Origin of the sequence: Sphingobacterium chungjuense, from assembly GCF_011316935.1 — a bacterium.
Taxonomy (GTDB): domain Bacteria; phylum Bacteroidota; class Bacteroidia; order Sphingobacteriales; family Sphingobacteriaceae; genus Sphingobacterium; species Sphingobacterium chungjuense.
Genome location: NZ_WLYS01000003.1, coordinates 41,377 through 60,611, shown reverse-complemented (window position 1 = coordinate 60,611; position 19,235 = coordinate 41,377). Strand labels below are relative to the sequence as shown.

The window sequence follows — 19,235 nt, the reverse complement described above, 5'->3', positions numbered from 1 at the left end:
TTGGCCGATGGTTAATCCGCCGTATAGAGATGATGCTGGCTCAATAAAGCATATTGTGCCGCGTAAGTGAACATAAACATGCCTTCTACGCCTTGTCCATCCCGATCACTGCCCCAGCCGGTTAGTAAATTGGTGGGCAGATAACCATTGTTGTTAAATCGTTCATAACCGTAATCTAGATTGCGTTGAAATGCGTTGAGATACGCGCTATTTTGCGCATTCAATCCGGCAGATTCCTGATATCCGCGGAGCAGAATGCCATTGAACCAATTCTTGAATCCATCTGTACCAAAACTGTGGTACTTCGGTACATCTTTGCCCAATGTTGCAAAGTTGGTAAAACTTTTCTGCGAAAGATCGCGCACATCGCGCGCGTAGGCTTCGTCGCCCGTAGCACGGTATAGGTCTGCTCCGCCCGAAAGCATCGTACCACTATTGTACGTAAAAGCTTCGCCTACAGCGTCCTTCAACGGCGTGTTGGCGCGATAGCGCGTGCCATTCACCATTGTGTACTGAATATCACAATTCGGCACACATCCGCCCATCATGTCACTGTACACGCCGTTATTGTTGAGCAAATGGGATTTTTGCCATGCGTAGGTTGCTTTCGCATAATCGAGGTAATAATCGGCTTTGTTTACTGACATTGTCAAACGCGTTTGCTTGTCGTTCGGATCGATGTAACGCTTTTCAATCTGTTCCGATTTGCCTTTGTATAGATCATGCAACCAGACCAGAGGCGTGATGAGTGGTCCATTGCTACAAGCATGTTTGGTGGTGTAGCCTGGTCCCCACGGAATTCCGCCATTTTCTCTGCCTTGCTCATCAATGGTCGTATCCCAGCCATCCAGCACATATTCTGTCAAGTATTCCGCTTTTTGCAAATACGCTTCATTGCCCGTGAGTTTGTAGGATTCCAACAATTCACGGATCAGCCACATCTGATCGTCATACACGTTGAGTACGCCCGTGACGTTCGCTTGCCCTTTTTGGCTCACTCGATCGACCGCGTATACCGACCATTCTTTTGTTTGGGTATAGGAAACCAATTCGAATGTCCCCAAATAGTAATCGGCGTTATCATACAAATTGTCCAGCAGTTGTACATAGCGCTGATAATGTTGATCGTATAATGTTGTTTCCCCGGCTTCCTTCGTTTTTTTCAGACCAGCTAATATGGCGTTGACCGATTCAATTCCAGCAGTGTACATCCAGACTGATCCGCGTTCATCCGATTTTACTTGCGTGAATGGATTATAGAAGCGACGCATCTCCAAAGTTTGGGGATCAAATTGTTTTTCGATCGTAATGTCGACGAGAGCGATAGAACGTTCGAGATTGCGTAACGCCAGCTCCATGGCAGAGTCATCTATAGTCTCTTCGACTTCGACAGGTTGTACGGTGTTTTGAGAGCAGGATGACATCCCACTGCTAGTCATCGCCACACCCATAAGCGCGACACGGAAAGCAACTTGAGCAATACGGTTTAATTGCATGATGTTGAGAATTTGGTTTATAATTTTAGTTAGAGCTTGCTTGGTTAGAGCTAGCCGATCATAACGAAAGCAATATAGAGCGCTAGGGGTTAATTTATGGGTTAAAATGGGTTTAATAACATCTGTAGAAAGTATTAACCCTATTAAATAATGCAAAATCAGAAGTCCGAAATGGTAGAATTTCCAGCGTAATCTTATCCCTGACGTAATCTTTGCTAAAACGTTTATTGAGTTTTTTATTTACATTTGATGTAACAACACTACCCATGATGCGGACTCAAAAGTCCCCCGATAAACTCCATGATGACAGCAACTACTCTACCTATACGCGTATTTCTATTTTTGTGTCTTTCCAACTTTCTATTTTTAGAGGATATTTTGGCGCAGGGAATCGAGTTGACTGGCAATCATCAGCCGATCGAACAGCGTTCTACCATCCGACTATTTGAGCAAAATCATCCGAAATTCGAGGGAGTTTTGAAGATCAACTTTGATCTGCACATCCGCGATGATGGCACTTCTGGTTATTTGATTCGGCTGAAGGATAAAGGTCAAAATCCGACGTATAACCTGTATTTTGATAAAGAGGATCATGAGGCAGTTTTTCGGTTTAATGAGGAAGGAAAAAGTAGTCTGATCCGCTTGGCTATCGGCATTGATAAGCTTAATAAGCAGAGATGGTTACCGATTCGCCTGACCTACGATTTGAGCAAGGGCATGATTTCACTGGCGATTGGGAATTTTGCCATAGAAAGCGTACGTGTACCACAGCTGAAGAGTTATTCACCTACGGTCATATTTGGTAAAAGTGATTACTTGATTGATGTACCCTCCTTTTCGATACGTGAGTTGGTCATTGCAGATGATCGCCAGCAGCTCCTATTTCCCATGAGAGAAAGTGCTGGTTCGATCTTGCATGATGCTTCGGGCAATGCATATGGCAAAGTAACCAATGTGACTTGGTTACTCAACCGCGCCTATCATTGGCAGCGCAGTGGCGCAATGTACTCCAGTCGAAAATCAGGATCTGAATACGATGTAAAGCGGCAACTGGCCTATTACTTCAATAGCGACTCCTTGTACATTCATCATCTACGCGGAGGTTTTACGGAAGCGATTCGTTTTACCAATCCTTGTCCGGTATTGATTAAGTTGGGCAATAGTTTTCTCGATTCTATCGAAAATCGATTGTACGTATACGAGACGTTTTATGAGCATCCTCACGAAGGTCCCACGATCGCTAGTTTGAGTTTGGACGATTATACTTGGCGAATTGAAAGTGATGCCTATCTGGGATTGGAATTAAATCATCATGCAGCGCACTACTTGGCCGATCGGCGTTCCTTGTTTGTTTTTGGCGGATTTGGAAACATGTTGTACAACAATGATTTGAGGCGCTATGAGATTGACAAATCTGATTGGACTGCAGCGCAGAATGTCTCCAAAGACGAGATACTACCACGATACTTCACCTCGATGGGGTATGGAGACGTCACCAAAAAGATGTACTTGTTTGGTGGCATGGGGAATGAATCTGGGCAACATATTGTAGGTCGAAAGTATTTTTATGATCTCTATGAACTGGATCTAGCGGGTGGCAGAACTAAAAAACTGTGGCAACTGGATTGGAAAGAGCATCATTTTGTACCTGCGCGCGGATTGGTGATTCCCAATGACCAATGGCTGTATCTATTGGGTTATCCAGAGCATGTTTCCCATTCGCTGATCCAGTTGCGCCGCTTTTCGTTAGCAGATGGCAGTTATGAACAGTTAGGAGATTCTATTCCAATCTATTCTGACAAGATCAGTACGCGCGCCAAGCTCTATCATGATAAAAATCTGCAAAAATTAATCGCGATCGTGCAAGAGTCTGATGATGATATCCGATCCAAATTGTCGGTGTATGAATTGGATTTCCCCGCCATCAGTCAATCGCAGCTGCACGCTTTTTCGAAGTCAACGAAAGCACAGGGTACTTGGTGGATTGGTTTCAGTGCCCTCATTATTGCCACGGGAGCTATCCTAATTTATCGAAAAAAGCACTTTACAAAACAAGTTTCGCCGTCCGAAGAAAGGTTCATTTCCCAAACAGCAAAACCTAAAATCGACATAGAAACTACTACGAAAGCACCGAGCTGGAAGCACCCTGATAAAAATAGTATTTTGTTGTATGGCGATTTTACGGTGCTCGATCGGCGAGGTAATGATATCTCGCATCTCTTTAGCACGAGATTACGTCAGGTTTTCTGTTTGATCCTCATTCATAGCGATTCGGCTGGCATCAGCTCCAATTTATTGAGCCATCTAGTCTGGCCAGATAAACCTAAAGATAAAGTAAAAACTTCTAGAGGCGTAACTATCAATAATTTGAGAAAAGCTTTGAGCACCGTCGAAGGTGTAGAGATTGTTTATAAAAATGGACATTATCGCGTGGCTATTTCGCCTCCTTGTTACTGCGATTATACGGTTTTGCGGCATCGAACTGCTACTGACAATGACTTGATATCAGAAGATATCAGCCAGCTTATACGAAGAGGTTCATTCTTGATGGGATCGGACGATCCACTGTTTGACGAGGCAAAAAGCAAATTGGAAAACGAACTCATATTGAGCTTACAAAAAACAATGCTCCTGATGGAGCAGCAAGAAAACTGGAATTCTTTATTTGCTGCAGCCGAACTATTAATGGTACTAGATCCTATTCATGAAATGGCTTTAAAGAAAGGGCTGACTGCATTGCAAAAATTAAATTCAACAACACAAGCCAGCCGTTTCTATACTCGTTTTACGGAACACTATCAGCAGTTGTTGGGAGAAACTTATCCTATTAGTTTTAATGAGTTGATAAAGGGATAAGCGCTGCCAAGTAATTAGTGATCAGCATTGCGAAAACGTTCGAAGAACTCATACGTACGCAGCATCTGATCTATACGCTGAGCGACATTTCCCGAACGGGTAATTTCGTGATCGGCATCTGGATGGCGTACGTATTCTACGTCTCTGCCGAGGTATTTCAATTCTTTGTACAAGTAATCGCTCTGTGTTGGCCCTGTCCGGTTATCATTTTCTCCATGGAAAATGAGCAATGGTGTACGAATTTGAGTGGCGTAAGTTATAGGTGATTGCTCTTCCAAAACTTCCTTAATGCCATCTTCCCAAGGAAAACCGCCAAAATAGCGTTTCAACATTGGCCATACGTTGCCGCTGCCAAAGAAAGTATACAAATCATAGACGCCACGTTGGCTGGATGCCGCGCGGAAGCGCGAATCGTGTGCGATGATCCAAGCCGTCAAAAATGCGCCGTAAGAACCGCCAGTCACGTACAAATTGTTCCTGTCTACCCAACCTTGAGAAACCACTGTGTCAACTGCTGCGAATACATCAGAGGAAGGACCTTTGCCCCAATCCCGATAATTGGCTTGCAAAAATGCTTCTCCATAACCGTTGGAGCCGCGTGGATTGCCATACAATACGCCGTAACCTTTGGCTACGAAATATTGATATTCGTGCCACATGCTGCCATCGCCTGGGCCAAACATGGAAGCTGGACCACCATGAATCTGCACTAAAAGCGGGCTCTTTGCCGTTGTACTGGATTGCTGTGGTTTGAGCAACCAATATTCTACTGCTAAGCCAAGCTCATTCGTAAACGTAAACTTTTCAGGTTTGGCAATGGATTTTCCAGCTAGCCAAGAGGAGTTTAACTCCGTAATAACTTTAGGTGCTGCGAAATTTGCTTGAGCCACATACAATTCCGAAGGATTGGCAAAAGTGGTTTTGGCGAAAACTGCTTGATTTTTATCAACCCAATAGTCGCTAACACCCTCATCGACCGATGTGAGTACCGAGACTTTACCAGAAGATAAATCCGCCCGATTCACGACTTTACCTCCATTGCTGAACGACACGAAATACAGTTCGGAATCTTTCACACCAAATTGTACCTGCGCTTGATTTCTATCGTGCACGATGGCTTGGCTTTTCCAGTCTTTGGTGTCATAGACATACAGCTGACCTTGTGTTAGTGTGTTGGCTTCTACCCGAGAGACGGCTATTTTCTTACCTGACGACGCGACTGCTTCCAATTGATAGCGGTAAATACCATCACCAATTACGCGTTGTTGTGTGCCGTTTTTAATGTTAATCAGCACGATATCGGAAGTGTTGATCCGATCAGGATGCGCTACGGTATCCCGATCAACGCTAGCAATTACTTGGTCTGCCGATAGAAAAGCGGCACGTTGATAAGAGCGGAAACCCGAAGTGAGTGGCTTAGCCACATTTGCATTGATCAAATCAACGGTATACCAATGCGTAAAGTAAAGCGTACCTGTGGTAGAGCTTTCCGTCTGAAATTGTAATTTATTGGTCAGCTTGGCCAAGTTTTTCTCTTCGTTCTGCAGCAGGTAAGCTGCTACCTGTTGCGCATCGCCATCTGCATCTGGCGGTGCCGCAGATTTTCGCAAAGATTGATTGTTGGTATCGCCTGGCCTTTCGTAAGACCATTCGGGAAGCACATCCTTTGGATTGAAATCTTTGCTCGTTACCAAATCATGCAAGGTCAATCGCACGGCCACTAAAGCCTGCTTTCCATCGGCGCTAAACCGCACCTGCTCCACAGGATATGGAATGCTATGATGAAATGACCCCGTATCTATCGTTGCATTTGGATACGCATACAGTTGCTTGTCTTTTCCTTTTCTTTTAACGATCGCCCACCGTTTACCGTCGCTTCCGTAGCTTATTTGGTCGATCTGTTTATCGTGTTCTTCGGTGCTACTTTTGGCGTTGGATGATAGACTTTTTGTAAACCACTTCGTTTGATAAGCGTATCCACCTGTGGTAGCCGTGTCGGCAATAATCTCTTTGACCGCATAAGCTACTTCGCTCCCATCTGGACGAACCTGTAGATCGGTGATATTTTTAATCTTCGTGAGGTCGCTGATTCGTATGGGTTGCTCTTGCGCAATTAATGGCTGGCAAAGTACGAAACCAATAACGACATAGAGTATGTTATACGTTTTGATTTGGATCATAATGATTGTTTAGTGTCTGCTGCTGTTAGTTTCTGAATGAGTGTTTGCGCCGATAATCTAGCTTTCTGGTCAATAAACTTTGGCTCCGTATCGTCGCCAATCTCATAAACCAAAGCCTCGGCATGATAGTTTTTATAAAAATAACTATAAGCGGTGAAAGTCGGCCCTTCGTAATACAATGGTTTCACATGGGGCTCATAACCAGGAACGGCATTACGCAACGTAGCAATCCATTCGGGCACGAAACCTGGAAAACGACTCTTTAATTGAGGATCTACCGTATAGTAAATATCTCGTGCGGTCGAGTGAAAATCAATGGCAAAATACAATTCTCTTCCCTGTGCTTTGATCTCTTTTTGAAAATAATCGCGTAGCGCCTGTGTTTCTGGCTGGTGAAATGCATCCCAATCCCGGTTTAGATCGGCGCCATTCGCATTCGCACGCCAATGTCCGCCATCTACCCCATCCGGATTTACAACTGGAATGAAATACAGGTAAAACTCTTCGCGAAAAGCATGTGCATCCGGTGTATCTCCCAATAAATACTCCACGAATCCTGCATAGGCGTAATGCCCTGTGATTTCAGGCGGATGTTGCCGACCCATCACAATCACACGTTTCTTACTATTTGGATTGCCAGCGCCATACACGTAAAGCGGCGCATTCAGCGCCGTTTTACCCACTTCTTCTTTAGCTAGTTTTATTGTTGGATTTACATTCTCTAACCAAGCATAGACTTTCTGCGAAGGAATATTTTCTTGCGCGGCTATCCAAGTGCGGTTAGGGCTAATTTTTAGATTAAAGCGAACAGCCTTTGTTTTATCACCTTCCTTAATGAACTCCAAGTCTTTCACTTTCTCCCACACATCTGTGCTACGACTAATCTTGGGATCATAGCGATGATAGAAACCCGAGGCGTAGTTGATCTGCACCTTGATCGTGGTGTCTTTGGCCGACCACACCTCAAATCCGTACCATGGACTTTGATTGATCGGTGTGCGCTCTGGTGATATCAATACGTGATAAACACCATCGTCGGATTTAGAAAGAGCGTTAAGTCGCGCGCCGGCATTTTCGTTACTAAAAAACACGCGTTTGTCGCTGCTGTACGTTTGCTTTTGCTGCTGGTCTATCGGCTGGTTTTCGGTCGATTCAAAGGCAATCGGATCCTGGCCTTTGAAGGTATTATTCGACCAACCGAGACCAACCTTTGATCCGTCTTGGTTCTGTGAGCCATTGAATAAGCTATCCAGTATCACACCCAAACGCTCGCCCTTTACATTCTTCGCGACGATGATGCCTTGATCGTCGATCAAAAAGTTGGCTGGAATAGCACGTACGGCGTATGCTGCCGCAATATCGCTATCCCAATAACGTAACTCGGATACATGCAACCAAGTGAGTTTATCGTCCTCAATACCTTTCAGCCACGCATCTTTCTTTTTGTCCAAAGAAACTGCGTATATCTGAAAACCTTGATCTTTATATTTTTTATAATTGGCCACGATATTTGGGTTTTCCCGGCGACATGGCGGACACCAGGAAGCCCAAAAATCAATCAGTGTGTATTTTCCTAAATTGTCGTACAGTGCGACCTCTTTTCCTTGTTGATCTGCCGCCACAATAGCTGGCGCCTTTTTGCCGACCGCCACCTGACGCACAACTTCGATAATCTTGCGGAGATCGTTGGTATAGCGGGATTGTTGTTGTGCAGGACTCAACAAACCGATGTTGCGCTCTAACTCTTCGGGCGACAACTTATATGACCAATCTCTGTACAATACATAACTGGACACAATCTCGTCAGGATGCTGTTTGATAAAGCGGCTAATGTCGAGATCCTTTTCTTTCTTGTATGACTCAAAAAGTGCGTGACTATTCGATCCGCTTACCTTTATGCTTTCGCCATTAGCAGCATCTCCATCCAAAGCGATGATGTTCGCACCTTTGTCTAAAAATACATAGCTCGGCAAATCGTCCCGGTTTAGTGAAACACCATATAAATCAGGTAGCGGCAAGCGCGTACTGAACGAATATTTCTTCTTGCTTACTTTCGCCGAATCAATCACCGTAAAGGTTTTGTTTTCGAAGTGATGCAGATAGACATATTCGCTATCTGAATTTTTCACCGTTCCCTTTAATTTCAGTGCAGTATCTTGTGCTTGCGCTGGATTCCAAGCTGCCAAACTTAAGCCAGTCAGGCAGCTGATATAAATGGTATATATACTTTTTCTCATTGTCAGTGTGTTTATCTAAATAATGAATTCGTTGCTATTTCCGTGTTGGGCGGTGGAAAAATATAGTTTTGTGCACTTAGCTCGACGCGCGGTGTTTGAATATTCGCGTCGCCCTTCGCTGGAAGCGCTTGTAATTTACGTAACAGATCTTGCCCGCCAAAACCTTCTCCTAATAGCTCAATTCTCCGCTCTTGCGCTATAGCAGTAAGTAGGCGACTTTGATTGGTAGCGATATCAGCTGCTAAAGTAAAGTTAGGATCCGAGCGGCGGTGTACTGCTAGCAATAATGAGCTAGCTAAATCCAACTGGCCTCCCTCTGCTGCTGCTTCCGCATAATTCAACAACACTTCCGCATATCGTATCACCGGAATATAATCTACAAATGGCGATGCCTTGGCATATTTTCGTAAATATTGTCGACCAGCCGTAGTTTGTAACAAGTTGCGGCGTACATCCGTTGTACTCCATTGTTCACTGGCTAAAATACCAGTAGGATTCAAATAATATTCCCTGTTTACCAAATATACAAAACCAATGGCAGATTGACCAGAAAGTGCATCTGTCGGTGTCATCGGCATGCTAAGAACGGATTCCGTAGTGGTATAATTGCTACTAAAAAGCACTTGAATGTCGCTTTGAAGCGCATGTGATACACCTCGCTGTGCTGAAAATGGTGCAACGGTTTGAGGAACGATCTTCGCCGCTTCCTCGATTACTTTTGGAAAGTTTCCCGTCGTAAGGTACACGCGTGTTTTTAATGCGGTAGCGGTATTTTTATGCGCGCGGGTTGTATTCAACAAGGCAGTAGCGTAATTATCAGGCAAAGCTTGCTCCGCATCGTTCAAATCTTGTATGATTTGTGCATACACTTCTGCTACGGTACTAGGCGCCAGTGCGTTGTTAGCTGTACTTGTTTCTGCTTGCAGACGCAATGGTATGCCGGGCGAAGCGCCTTGATCTAGGGTATACGGTTGCGCAAACACCGTAATCAGACTGAAATAAGATAGTGCGCGTAAGAATTTAGCTTCTGCTGTATAGGCTGCAGCAGCCGCTTCGGAAACAACAGTCGTATTTTCTAAACCTTGAATAACGATGTTAGCAGAGTTAATGGTAGTATAAGCTGCCGACCATAGGTTGTTGATATCGTTGGAACCCGAGCTATAGGAATTGTTCCAACTGTCAAACCCTGTAAAACTATTCAGGGTTACATTGATAAAATCTTCTCCACGCACGTCCTGATACATCAGGTAACGTCCACCATAAAGACTGGCCGCCTTCAAATTACGATAAATACCATTGACCAATCCTTCGATTCGCGCTGGTGTGTCAAATACGTTACGATCAGATATGGTGGTTTCGGGTACTGGATACAATCCAGACTCACTCTTACATGCCTGTAATAAAGTGGTGGTAATAGCTATTCCTGTAATATATTTTCTGAGGTTGTTTTTGAGTTGCATGTTTTCTAGGTGTTAAAATGAAACATTAAGGCCTGCTGTCCACGTACGACCTTGTCCGATAGAGTTCTTCTCTACACCCATCGATGTGACGGAGTTACCATTCGAAGAAGATTCTGGATCGGCACCAGTGTATCCGGTGATCAGAAATAGATTAGATGCTTGCGCGTAAAGACGAATACTCGACAGGCCTAAGCGTGCAAACGAAGCTGGACGAAGGGTGTATCCTAGTACCACTTGTTGTAAGCGTAGAAAATCGGCTTTCTCCGCATTATCTGAGATCGAGAATCCTGCCGATCCATTGGAGATCACGTCATTGTATACCAAACGTGGAATATCGGTCTGCTGCCCTACTTCAGTCCATCGGTTTAATACTTCTGTTGAGTTGTTAAAGAATCGTTGATCTAGTAACGTACCACGTGTGCCGTTCATCAATTTGTTGCCACCGCCATAGGTGAAGTGTACCGTCGCGTCAAAATCTTTGTAACGGAAGCTATTATTAAAACCACCATAATAAGTCGGTAAGGCATTGCCGAGCACTTGATAATCTGCTACCGTAATTGGATTGGCTCTGCTGCCGTCTAAATACGTCCAGTTGCTCTGCCCTGGCGCCACGACAGCACTATATTGCACGCGCTCGCCATCTCGATTGATAAAGATTCTGCGACCATTTTCTGGATTCACGCCATCGGTTTGTGCACCATATAGACTTCCCACAGCATAACCGACCCGCGTGATATTGTTGGCTTCGGTGGTGGTATGTGTATAACCAATGATATCGCTATTGCCTTCGGCCAATGAAGTCACTCTATTCTTGACGAAGGTAATGTTGAACGCTGCGTTCCAAGAGAAATCTTGAGTGCGAATAATGTCACCGTGCAGCGCGACTTCTAGACCTCGATTGTACATACTGCCCACGTTTTGTGCAATACTATTTGTTGGAATTCCTTTAGATGGTGCTTGTGGAGCACTTAAGATCAGTCCGTTGACATTATTTCTGAAATAATCGATTTCTACATTTAGTTTACGCTTGAATAAGCTCGCGCTCAACCCCACATTGGTCTGTTCAGAAGTCTCCCAACCTAGATTTTCATTTCCCGCCTGAAACAGATTCCAAGTCGACACGCCGCCGTATAAGGCAGAACTAAATAAATTCAAGGCTTGAAAAGCGGTTAGATTACCATTACCCACTTTACCCCAGCTTCCGCGAACGCGTAAATCCCCAAGAATATCACCCAATCGTTCGCTATAGAAGCTTTCTTCGAAGATAGACCAGCCGGCAGATACTCCACCGAAGTCACCGTACTTATTATTGATACCCAGAGCGGAGTTGCCATCGCGACGGAAGTTGGCTGTTAGAAAATAGCGCCGATCATAATTATAGGACGCCCTAGAGAAAGTCGATCGGAAGAATTGTTCGGTCAGCAATCCGCCAGCGGCAGATATTGTTGCCCAACTTCCTTGGAAACTTTCGAAAAATGGATCAGCCGCATTGTTTAGTGTGGTGTTCCAAATATCATTCTCATACTTCTGGATATCATAACCTACTAGTAAGCCGAGCTCATGTTTGGTGCCGAATGTACGATCGTAATTCACCGCATTGGTGAAATTCCAATTGTTGCGCAAACCACTCAAATTGGTAGCCGTACCACCGTTGGAATACGCTGACGATCCAAGATTAGGACTTAAATAAGTCTTGTTCGTAGTGATGTTGCGATCGAGTGCGTAGGTACTCGTAAACTTCAATCCCGGCGCGAGCTGTAGTTGTGCATGGATATTTCCGATGATATGATCATTTGCCGTAGTATATCTGCTGTACTCAAATAAGGCCTCTGGGTTGTATAGTGTGTTGGCGAAAAGATTGGCGCCAGGACCGAGCAGACCGGTGCTACTCAAATTATATGTGCCATCCGGATTGTAGGCCGATACGTTAGGCGGCAACGCTAAAGCCAAACGTGCTCCACCCACCAAAAACAATTGACTATTCGCTAAAGATCCTGAGTTTTGTGCTTGATTAAAGGTTTTATTGTAATTCAGGTTACTACCTACGGAAAACCAATCGTTTACCTTGTGCTCGATGTTAAAACGTAAACCTTGGCGATCAAACTTATTCCGAGCAAAGAATCCTTCCTGATCAGAAAAGTTGCCAGACATGTAATATTGCGTCTTTTCGGTAGCGCCGCTGATGGACAGACTATGATTGTGACTGAATCCCGTATTGTATACATGATCGTACCAATTGGTCTCTACCAAGTTGCCGGCCTCATCGTACTGAGGGAAAAATAGCGCATCGGCCACGGCTGGATTATTTTGATTACCAGATAATAACTTGCTATTGCGGACGGCTTCATTTTTAATGTCAATGTATTGCGTCGCGTTGAGTAGCTTAGGTAATCGCGCAGCGGTGACTACGGAAGCCCAAGCATCATAATTCACTTTGGTTCGTCCGGCTTTTCCTTTTTTAGTCGTTACTAATAATACACCACCAGCCGCACGAGAGCCGTAGATTGATGTAGAGGCTGCGTCTTTCAACACATCGATGGATTCAATATCTGCCGGATTAATGTCGGCCAGTGGATTGTTGGGTAAATTCGTCGTACCGATGTCACCACTTACGACCGGGATTCCGTCGATTACTACCAGCGGATACGAACTCAACGAAATTGAATTGACACCGCGTACACGAATGACAGGCGGATTGTTGAGCAACCCGTTGGGCAATGACACACTTACGCCAGCCGCTTTTCCTAATAAGGCCTGATCAAAACTTTGTACTGGGATATCTTTTAGGCTTTCTCCCGAAATGTTGGCCGCAGCGCCGGTAAATTCGCGTTTTTTCTGCGTGCCATACCCGACCACAATCACCTCATCTAAGGTACTGTTGCTTCGTACGAGAAGAACGGTATCGCCGGGATTGTTGATGGTAGCGGTCTGCTGGTCATAACCAATGGAAGAAACCACAACTCGTGCTGGTAAATTTTGTCCGGTCACGAAAGTAAATACGCCTTGGCGATTGGTTGTCACCGAATGGGTAACACCGTATAAGGTAACGGTAGCACCTTCTATTGGTGTTCGATTTTGTGCGTCGACGACGATACCGCGAAAGTTTGCATTCACGATAGTGCGTGGCGAATCTTGCGCTTTCAGTACCTGTGGGAGATGGCTCAGCATGAGAATCAGTAGGCCACATACATACCGCAAAACAATGGTAGGTTTCATAACTTCAATAAAGAATTTGGAGAGTACGCAGAATAACCTAGTTTATTCGCTTTGCGCAAATAACCCAATGTTATCAAGACACTCAGTTGGGTGAAAAAAAAGATGATTAATACGAAATGGATAAAATTTTACCCATTCAGGTAAATGCAGATGGTCTGGAATGCGGGACTAGCTACACATTCGCATACATGGGAGGCATGCGGTAGTCATAGCTAAGGAAGTTGGTTTCAAGTCAGATTGTCGTGATGGTTCTGTTTGCATATCTATCAATTTTGTGAGACTTCGAAGGTGCCTTTTAGGGATACCTCTCAAATATCATGTAGCAAATATATATTATTTTCCTATATAATCTATCATTTTAGTAGTTTTTTAAAACAAACTTGTCTTAGGGCATTGATTACTTCGTAAAATGCTGCGCTAAATATGTTCTAAATCTTCCTTATCAGCCGGTTTTGACAACAATACTCCTGACTTAGGTTTTCGTAGGATCAAACTCGATTCATCTAAATCTTCCGTCATACTTCCTGGTTGAATCTTTTCGTACGTTAGATTAAATCGTTCGCTGCTTCCATCGTTTCGTGTCCATTCCACAATTTTGCAATGGCAAGCCGCATTTTCCGGTGTGTTGAAAATCGGGAGCAGCGTCCCTCCTGTTCCCAATTTGGTATAAATATTTCGCGCTCCGATGATATCATTTTTGTCATCCGACTCAAAGCTCCACGTGGACGAAACGGTGTACATCACACTATCCTTTGGTCTTATCACGGTTAGCGAATGACTAGGATTTATTAATGTACCACCCTTCCCTTTCGCTACATAGGAATGAATGGAAAGCGTGCCTGGAGAGGTAAATTCTACATAACCGTGATGATTTATGGTGGCACCATGTCGTTGCATCATCAGGCGATCTCCTACTTGCTTGATGATCACAATATTTGTTGCGTAGCGGCGAAATCTATTGGCTTCATTAGATCGTGCTTGTGGCGCGCCCGTTTGATATAACCAAACGCCAGTCACCGCACTGATTTCCTCCGCGGTGGGCTTATACGTCGTCCATATGGTATCAGTCTTCGCCTGATTTGTTGAAAACCAAAAGTATATATTAATTGCTGTGAAGAGTATCAGAATGATACTCATATAGATCAGGAATGTTCGTCTTGACTGGAGTGTTTTCTTTTCGAAGGTTTCTTCTGAATCTACTTCCGCACGTAATAGATTAGGATCGGACGGATCATTTTCAAAACCTAAGCGACCTACGCCATATAGATAGATATAGCACGCATCGACCATGTGTGCTCTAGGCTTTTTTACCTGTCCAAAATACACATCCTTTATCTGGCCACCCGTGAGATCATATTTACGATGTGGGTATTGCACCGACTGCTCTTGCGCGGATGGTTCTGGGTAATCTTGATGTTGTTTTTCTCGAGCTGAATAGGGTAAGTTGACGGTAATAGCACTCAATTCCCTAGCTATCGCAGCGTAATTTTCTCGATTGGTATTACAGATTATTTTTTGACCATGCTTACACTCGAACTGTTTAATGACCTTTCTAATCAGATAATATATTTCTTCTTTTCCTGATAAAATCTCCATAATCTACGTAAAACTAACTTTTTTGTCAATTTCCGAAAAAAATAATGTTTTTCGGAAAAATAAAAGTTAAAAAAATTAATTTAAGAAATAATATAAAGGTGCTCATTTAGCATTTAGCCATGTAGCTTTACACCATATTCGCCAAGAATAATAGACCATTTTATAAACTTTAACCACCTGTCTCTATGCTAAGTATTATTGGTATTGTCATGCTTGTCTCTATTGTTGCCCTGATGATGAGCAGATATTTTTCTCCTTTTGTCGTATTATGTACCATTCCAATTATAGCCGCGCTTTTAGCAGGTTTTGATCTTTCTCAGATCACCGAATACTACAAAGCGGGGGTGGCGAAAGTATTCGAAATAGCGGTGATGTTTATCTTCGCCATTATTTTCTTTGGAGTACTTAATGATATCGGTTTGTTCGACCCGATGATCTCTAAGATTTTGCAGCTCACAAAATCTAATAGAATCGCCATTACTTGTGGTACCGTCGTGATCGCAGCCGTGGTACATCTGGATGGATCGGGCGCTGCGACTTTTCTCATTACCATACCTGCGCTCTTACCGCTATACCGCAGGTTGAATATGAATCCGTACTTATTGCTCATGCTTATCGGTATTAGCGCTAGCATTGTTAATCTAATTCCTTGGGCTGGTCCGACTGGACGCGCCGCAATTGTGCTTGGCATGCAACCGACAGATATTTGGAAACCGCTTATACCTATACAATTAATAGGCATTTTCCTAATGATTGTGGTCGCTTATATATTCGGTCTGCGAGAGCAAAGGCGTGCGGCTAAAAACCCGCCACTGCACGAAGCTTACGGTGTGGAAGAGCAGATCATACAGAAAGATGCAATCCATCGTGTTGGCGGTACTAAAATCCCGTTATGGATCAATTTACTAGTGGCCATTTTGGTGATTTCCAGTCTTTTCTTCGATGCTGTTCCATCTAGTTTAGTGTTTATGATTGGTACCAGCATCGCGCTTGTCATCAATTATCCGGCAAAGAAAATGCAATTGGAAGTGATACAAAAGCATGCACCAGGCAGCTTACTCATGGCTATCATCATTGTTGCTGCGGGCGTTCTATTAGGTGTTTTAAATGGTACGGGAATGCTAGAAGCGATGTCGCATGATTTGCTAAAGATTCTTCCAGATGCTTCGATTCCTTATTTGCATGTCATCATTGGATTTTTGGGCTTACCGCTAGAATTAATTCTCAGTACCGATGCCACGTATTTTGCCTTGTTTCCGGTGATCTTAGAAGTAACTACACACTACGGCGTTGATCCTCTTTCTGCGATGCACGTCATGATGGTGGGCAATATTGTGGGCACATTCGTCAGTCCATTATCGCCAGCAGTTTGGTTGGCATTAGGCTTATCTGGCCTTGATTTGGGCAAGCATATTCGCTATTCATTTTTCTATACGTGGGCTTTCAGCTTGATTTTGATAGCCTTTCTGTACATACTCCAAATTGTATAAACAGAGTCTCTTCATACACTATTTCTAAATTCTTATCGTATGCATATATTCAATAAAAAATTATGGATCATTTTCGTGATGCTATGTTTTGTCAATTTGCCTCGCATTATCGCTCAACCAGGAGGTTTAAATAGTTGGTATCACTTCAACTTGCAGGGTGATATTTCAGACAATTGGCGTTTCTCTGCCAACTTGCAGCAACGTTTTTACGACGTCCCCGTTCAAAACAGTAGACTGAGTTTAATCAATGGTTCGGTAGAGCGCCGTATTAACCCCAATGCCTATGTAGGCGGTGGTTATATGTTTTTACTTTTGGAGCCCTATAATAGTCTGGGTGAGAAATTTTCCAGACCAGAGCATCGTCTTTTTCAACAGATCACGTTCAACAATATGGTAAGTTCGAGGTATAACATTGCGCATCGTTTTCGATTGGAGGAACGTTATATGTTCAATAGTGATTTTTTTGTGTTCCGAGCCCGTTATTTATTTAACTCCTTTTGGAAACTGGATCGAGCGGAGAATTCGGTATGGGGTCTTATCTTTCGACACGAAATCCGTATGAACCTAGAGAGAGAACAACCTTTCGATAGTTATCGTATCTCTACACTGTTAGCAAAAAGAGTAAGTCCGACGCTATCTGTAGAGCCAGGGGTAATTGTACAATTCAATGGCCATCCCGCACCTACAGACTATTATTTGACCGTCAGCGTGCGTAAAAGTCTAAAAAGAAGAATCAGAACGTATAAGCCAGATTAATGAATGGGTTCGGTTGCTTTTACTGCGCCTAAACCTTATATTTAGGAAGATAATTTAGACCACCGTAAATCTTTATATGCCCTTTTCCTTCCGTAATCAATTGCTAAAAACCTTTTCCTTATGCTCAATAGGCTTGATTATTTGCATGTCTTCGTGTAGCTCCGCAAAATATCAAACGTACGAAGATGAACGCCAGCGTTTACAGCAATTGGCTTCTACAGATCTTTCTGCGAATGTAGCAGAGTTCAACTCTTATGCCGATCGTCCAAATTCTGATGGCCCTTTTGATGCAACGAACAATGAAGCTTTTTTACAAGAAAATATACCGCTTTTTAGCAGCTCTAATACCGATATCAATCGGGTATACAATTACCGCTGGTGGATGATGAGCAAACATCTTAGACCGTATGCGGATCCGCTGGATGGTAAAGATTATTGGGTAGTGACTGAGTTCTTTGGCGATAAACCTTGGGCTTCATTGAGCGGAGCGATCACCTGCCCTGCTGGTCATCAATTTTATGATGTACGCTGGTTGCGCGATCCCAAATATCTGCAGTCGTATGCAGAATACTTTATGGCTGGCTCGGCATCCCGACTCAATCAACGGGAAAACGGAAACTTTCTAACCTACATGAGTCGGCCGGAAAGCCATCATTTCTCTAGCTGGATGGTGGATGGTGTTGATGCGTATTTGCGTATCCATCCCAATGCCGATTGGATGCACGAGATGCTTCCCCATTTGGAGCATCATCAAGCCGTGTGGGATAGCTTATTTACCGTGAAAGCCGACGATGCAAAAACGCAAGGATTGTACAAAATTCTGGATCTGTACGACGGGATGGAATTCAGCCTTTCGGCCGTGCTGGGATTAATCGAAAGTAAAGGAGCTTACGATCTATACACGCGCGACAACTGGAAAGAATATTACCTCGGATGGAATACTACCGGTAAAGCGGCAGAATCGAGCTATGCAAAGCAATACCCCACCGCGTATCGAAAAGGTTATCCAGATTTTTATCTGGCCAGACCATCGGTAAATAGTTATGCGTATGGCAATTTGAATGCATTAAGCACTTTGCATGCTTTAGATAAATCGGGGGGCTCGGAAGCGCAACGGAAATCGGAAGTGTATAAGCAGCGTGCTACCGCTCTGCAACAGCAGGTGATGGACGTATTGTGGAATGAGGAAGATCAATTTTTCCATACCTACAGCGCCGGTGATAATGCTTTTGGAATTCGTGATTTCGAGGCCCGCGTACGCGAATCCGTCGGATATACACCTTGGTATTTCAATATGATTCCTGAAAAAGAACAGGCACGTTACGCTCAAGCTTGGGAGCTTTTCGGCAAGGCCGAAGGTTTTGCAGGAGCTAAGGGAATGACGACTGCTGAAAAGCAACACCCTTATTACAATGAACAGGCTTATGCTTGGAATGGTCGAGGATGGCCATTTCAAAATTCGGTCGTATACAAGGCCTTTGCCAACTACTTGCGTAATTACAAAGAAGAGGTTACCGAAGCGGATCGTCAACTATTGTATCACCACATCAGCCAACTCACAACGTTGCACGATCCGGTCAAACCCAATATTGGCGAATGGTATATACCGAGTGATGGAGAGCGAATTGGCGGCGAGCAGGATTATTTTCACTCCACTTACCCTGATATTGTGATTGAGGATCTTATCGGTTTCAAGGCCATGCACGAAGATCAGTTTGCAATTGAGCCTTTGGTACCTGCCGAAGAATGGGATCACTTCTATCTCGGGAAGCTCCGTTACCACGATCACGATGTCGATATTGTCTGGAAAAAAGATTGGGACGAAGCTAAGTCGGGGGATCAAAGTATGCTCTGCGTATGGGTAGACAACAAACTGGTAGCGACAAGTGAAAATCTGAATAGTAAGCTTACGGTTAAGTTAAAGAAATGATCAAAAACATTACGAATT

10 protein-coding genes are annotated in these 19,235 nt (G+C 43.9%); 4 read left to right on the top strand and 6 right to left on the bottom strand.

What is annotated here, in order from left to right; translation table 11 throughout:
* Window positions 1–11 precede the first annotated feature (11 nt).
* Entirely contained in the window at window positions 12–1,496 is a 1,485-nt protein-coding gene (locus tag GKO22_RS07985; RefSeq protein WP_166333964.1) for a glycoside hydrolase family 76 protein, read from the bottom strand.
* A gap of 300 nt (window positions 1,497–1,796) precedes the next feature.
* Between GKO22_RS07985 and GKO22_RS07980 the strand changes: the two genes are divergently transcribed.
* Complete coding sequence (locus GKO22_RS07980) at window positions 1,797–4,352, top strand: Kelch repeat-containing protein (protein WP_166333962.1); 2,556 nt, start codon at window positions 1,797–1,799, stop codon at window positions 4,350–4,352.
* 14 nt (window positions 4,353–4,366) lie between these two features.
* On the opposite strand, the gene GKO22_RS07975 is transcribed toward GKO22_RS07980, so the two are convergent.
* The 5 genes from GKO22_RS07975 to GKO22_RS07955 all read right to left on the bottom strand — a co-directional run bounded on the left by GKO22_RS07975 (window position 4,367) and on the right by GKO22_RS07955 (window position 15,041).
* Window positions 4,367–6,532 carry a S9 family peptidase gene (locus GKO22_RS07975; RefSeq protein ID WP_166333960.1) on the bottom strand — a complete coding sequence of 722 codons (2,166 nt, stop codon included), beginning with the start codon at window positions 6,530–6,532 and terminating at the stop codon, window positions 4,367–4,369.
* Complete coding sequence (locus GKO22_RS07970; RefSeq protein ID WP_166333958.1) at window positions 6,529–8,769, bottom strand: redoxin domain-containing protein; 2,241 nt, start codon at window positions 8,767–8,769, stop codon at window positions 6,529–6,531. Before GKO22_RS07970 ends, GKO22_RS07975 begins: the two co-directional genes overlap by 4 nt.
* A gap of 11 nt (window positions 8,770–8,780) precedes the next feature.
* Window positions 8,781–10,229, bottom strand: coding sequence for a RagB/SusD family nutrient uptake outer membrane protein (locus tag GKO22_RS07965; protein WP_166333956.1), 1,449 nt, complete (start codon window positions 10,227–10,229; stop codon window positions 8,781–8,783).
* A 12-nt stretch (window positions 10,230–10,241) separates the two neighbouring features.
* Complete coding sequence (locus tag GKO22_RS07960) at window positions 10,242–13,445, bottom strand: SusC/RagA family TonB-linked outer membrane protein (protein WP_166333954.1); 3,204 nt, start codon at window positions 13,443–13,445, stop codon at window positions 10,242–10,244.
* A 417-nt stretch (window positions 13,446–13,862) separates the two neighbouring features.
* The gene (locus GKO22_RS07955) at window positions 13,863–15,041 is read right to left on the bottom strand and encodes a hypothetical protein (protein WP_166333952.1); all 1,179 of its coding nucleotides are present in this window, start codon (window positions 15,039–15,041) and stop codon (window positions 13,863–13,865) included.
* Window positions 15,042–15,226: 185 nt separating this feature from the next.
* Here GKO22_RS07955 and GKO22_RS07950 point away from each other — a divergent pair, with 185 nt between their 5' ends.
* The 3 genes from GKO22_RS07950 to GKO22_RS07940 all read left to right on the top strand — a co-directional run bounded on the left by GKO22_RS07950 (window position 15,227) and on the right by GKO22_RS07940 (window position 19,217).
* Entirely contained in the window at window positions 15,227–16,531 is a 1,305-nt protein-coding gene (locus GKO22_RS07950) for a CitMHS family transporter (protein WP_166333950.1), read from the top strand.
* Window positions 16,532–16,570: 39 nt separating this feature from the next.
* Complete coding sequence (locus GKO22_RS07945) at window positions 16,571–17,287, top strand: DUF2490 domain-containing protein (RefSeq protein WP_166333948.1); 717 nt, start codon at window positions 16,571–16,573, stop codon at window positions 17,285–17,287.
* Window positions 17,288–17,432: 145 nt separating this feature from the next.
* Window positions 17,433–19,217 carry an MGH1-like glycoside hydrolase domain-containing protein gene (locus GKO22_RS07940; RefSeq protein ID WP_166333946.1) on the top strand — a complete coding sequence of 595 codons (1,785 nt, stop codon included), beginning with the start codon at window positions 17,433–17,435 and terminating at the stop codon, window positions 19,215–19,217.
* Window positions 19,218–19,235: the final 18 nt, after the last annotated feature.

Bases quoted from the DNA above. Each gene is read 5' to 3' on its own strand.
- GKO22_RS07965 (WP_166333956.1), bottom strand. From the start codon at position 10,229: ATGCAACTCAAAAACAACCTCAGAAAATATATTACAGGAATAGCTATT.
- GKO22_RS07970 (WP_166333958.1), bottom strand. From the start codon at position 8,769: ATGAGAAAAAGTATATATACCATTTATATCAGCTGCCTGACTGGCTTA.
- GKO22_RS07940 (WP_166333946.1), top strand. From the start codon at position 17,433: ATGTCTTCGTGTAGCTCCGCAAAATATCAAACGTACGAAGATGAACGC.
- GKO22_RS07945 (WP_166333948.1), top strand. From the start codon at position 16,571: ATGCATATATTCAATAAAAAATTATGGATCATTTTCGTGATGCTATGT.
- GKO22_RS07955 (WP_166333952.1), bottom strand. From the start codon at position 15,041: ATGGAGATTTTATCAGGAAAAGAAGAAATATATTATCTGATTAGAAAG.
- GKO22_RS07975 (WP_166333960.1), bottom strand. From the start codon at position 6,532: ATGATCCAAATCAAAACGTATAACATACTCTATGTCGTTATTGGTTTC.
- GKO22_RS07950 (WP_166333950.1), top strand. From the start codon at position 15,227: ATGCTAAGTATTATTGGTATTGTCATGCTTGTCTCTATTGTTGCCCTG.
- GKO22_RS07980 (WP_166333962.1), top strand. From the start codon at position 1,797: ATGATGACAGCAACTACTCTACCTATACGCGTATTTCTATTTTTGTGT.
- GKO22_RS07960 (WP_166333954.1), bottom strand. From the start codon at position 13,445: ATGAAACCTACCATTGTTTTGCGGTATGTATGTGGCCTACTGATTCTC.
- GKO22_RS07985 (WP_166333964.1), bottom strand. From the start codon at position 1,496: ATGCAATTAAACCGTATTGCTCAAGTTGCTTTCCGTGTCGCGCTTATG.